This window comes from Kitasatospora sp. NPDC048545 (assembly GCF_040651155.1).
Classification (GTDB): domain Bacteria; phylum Actinomycetota; class Actinomycetes; order Streptomycetales; family Streptomycetaceae; genus Kitasatospora.
In genome coordinates, this window is the sequence record NZ_JBEZIQ010000147.1 from 1 (window position 1) to 3071 (window position 3071).

At 75.3% G+C, this 3071-nt stretch carries 1 protein-coding gene; it reads right to left on the minus strand.

From position 1 onward, the window contains the following. On the minus strand, positions 1-3071 hold a 3071-nt coding region (locus tag AB0D10_RS46045; protein ID WP_360269015.1), incomplete at both ends, for an amino acid adenylation domain-containing protein.

Below are 3071 nucleotides of genomic sequence, written 5' to 3' on the forward strand. Positions count from 1 at the left end.
ACATCACCGGTCCGGTACATCCGGGCACCGGCCCGACCGAACGGATCCGCCACGAACCGCTCCGCCGTCAACCCCGGCCGCCCCAGGTAGCCGCGCACGACGCCGTCGCCGGCGATGCAGAGCTCACCGGGGACGCCCGGCGGCACCGGGTGGAGGTACTCGTCCAGCACGTAGACCCGGGTGTTGGCCAGCGGACGGCCGATCGCCGGAGTGCCGGGACGCTCGGGGACGGGCCAGGCGGTGGACCAGATGGTGGTCTCGGTGGGCCCGTACAGGTTGGTCAACTCGGCGACACGACCGCGCAGTTCGTGGGCAAGGGCGGCGGGGAGCGCCTCGGCGCCGATGAAGGCGCGCAGTCCGTCGACGATCCCGTCGGTGTCCTCGGCGAGCAGCGCGTGCCACAGGCTCGGGGTGGCCTGGAGCACGGTGACGCGCGCCGTGGCGATCAGCCGCAGCAGCGCGGCCGGGTCGCGGACGGTGTCCTGGTCCGGCAGCACGATGGTGGCGCCGTTCAGCACGGGCAGGAACAGCTCGGGCCCGGCCATGTCGAAGCCGACCGGTGCGACGGCGAGTTGGCGGTCCCCGGGGGCGAGCCGGAAGTGCCCGGCCAGTGCCGTCATCACGTTCAGCAGGCCGCCGCGCGGCACCACCACGCCCTTGGGACGGCCGGTCGAACCGGAGGTGTAGACCAGGTATGCGGGGTGGGCCTCGGAGACGGGGCCGTGCCGGTCCGCGTCCGTCGGGTCGTGCCCGGGCTCCGCCTCCAGCAGTGCCCGTACGGCCGGGTCGTCCAACAGCAGCCGGGGGGTGTCCCCGGGCAGCTGGGCGGCCGACGCGGTGTCGGTGAGCAGCAGCTCCGGCTGGGCGTCGTCGAGGATGTACGCGATGCGCTCGGCCGGGTAGGAGAGGTCCACCGGCAGGTAGCCGGCGCCGGACTTGAGCACCCCCAGGACGGCCGCCCACAACTCGGCCGAGCGCGGAAGGGCCAGGGTCACGAAGCGCTCGGGACGTAGGCCCCGGGCGATCAGGTGGTGGGCGATCCGGTTCGCCCGCTCGTTGAGCCGGCGGTAGGAGAGCTCGGTGCCGTCGCCCTGGAGCACCGCCGGGGCGTCCGGGGTGGCGGCCGCCTGGTGCTCGAACTGCTCGACCAGGGAACCGAACGGCAGCTCCAGGCCGGTGCGGAGCACCTCGTCCAGGAGCAGGCTCCGCTCGGCGGGGACCAGCACCTCCAGGCCGGACAGCGGCGTGTCCGGCCGCGCGGCGACCGACTCCAGCAGGTGCAGCAGGCGCTCGGCGAGGGCCTCGGCGGTCCGGCGGTCGAACAGGTCGGTGCTGAAGTCCAGCGTGCCGCGTAGGCCGGCCGGCGCCTCGTCCGTCCCGGACTCCTCGGCGGGCCCGTCGGCGAACCCCTCGGCGAACGAGAACTGCAGGTCGTAGCGGCAGGTGCCGGTCTCGACCGGGTACGCGGCGGCGCGCAGTCCGCCCCGGCCGTCCAGGGCCTCGGCGATCTGCTGCCGGGCCCGCGCGATGTGCACCTGGAACAGCGGGTGGCGGGCCAGCGAGCGGACCGGCGCCAGCGACTCCACCAGCCGGTCGAAGGAGAACGGGGCGTGGCCCGCGGCCTCGCGCGCGGCCTCGTGAACCCGGGCGAGCAGCTCGGTGAAGGTCGGGTCGCCGGACGTGTCGGTCCGCAGGATCTGCGGCTCGGTGAACAGCGGGTCCGCGCCCGCGCCGACCCCCGGCAGATCGGTGCCGGGCACGCCGAGCGGGATGTCGGTGCCCGCGCCGAGCCGCGTCAGCAGCGCGGCGACCGCGGCCCGCAGGACGTCGGGAAGCGCGCATCCGTTCCGTCGTGCCAGGGCGACCAGCCGGGCGTGCAGGGCGCCGTCGGCCGCGAACTCCACCCGGGCGCCGGCGTACGAGGCGACGGCGGGACGCGGGCGGTCGAACGGCAGCTCCAGTTCCTCGGGCAGACCGCCCAGCCGCCGTTCCCAGTGCGCCGAGGCCTCGGCGTCGCGGTCGGGGCCGGCGGCGTCGGCGGCGGGCAGGACCGGCCAGTCGGGCGCGTCGCCCGCGACACGGGCCGCATAGGCCGCCCCGAGGTCCTCGGCCAGGCCGGACGCAGTCCAGCCGTCGCCGGTGATCTGGTGGGTCGACAGCAGCAGCACGCTCTCCCCGACCGAGGCCCGGAACAGCCACGCCCGGGTCACCGGGCCGCCGGTCAGGTCGAACGGCTCCCGGGCGGCCTCGGCCAGGAGGGCGGCGAGCCGGTCCTCGGCCGTGTCGACGGTCGTCAGCACCGGGCGGGCCTGCGCCGGGTCCAGCACCACCTGGTACGGGCCCTGCTCGTCCTCGGCGAAGACGGTCCGCAGCGCCTCGTGCCGGCCCACCACATCGGCCAGCGCGGCGGCGAGCGCGTCCTGATCCACCGCACCGGTCAGCCGGACGGCGGTCGGCGCGTTGTAGAGCGCACTCTCACCCTGCAACTGGTGCAGGAACCAGAGGCGCCGACGGGCCGGCGTGAGCTCCACGGCACCGGCGGGGCGAGCCGCCGCGCTCCCGGACTCGGGGTGGGTGAGCTCCAGTGTCGCGCTGAGGCCGGCGATGGCCGGGTTCTCGAACAGCGCCCGGATGGGCAGCTCGATGTCCAGCTCGGTCCTGATCCGGGCCACCAGGCGGGTGGCGAGCAGGGAGTGGCCGCCGAGGGCGAAGAAGTCGTCGTCGATGCCGACCCGCTCGATGCCCAGGACCTCGGCGAACAGGCCGCAGAGGATCTCCTCACGCGGGGTGCGCGGGGCCCGGCTCTCACCGTCACCCTCGTAGACCGGGGCGGGCAGCGCCTTGCGGTCCAGCTTGCCGTTCGGACTCAGCGGCAGCACATCGAGGGCCACGAACGCGGACGGGACCATGTACTCCGGCAGCGTCGCGGCCAGATGCCGGCGCACGGCGTCATCGGACGGCACCTCGGCCCGCGCCACCACATAGGCCACCAGACGGGGGTCGCCCGGACGGTCCTCACGCACGACGACCGCGCACTGCGCCACCGCCTCGTGCCGGCCCAACACCGCCTC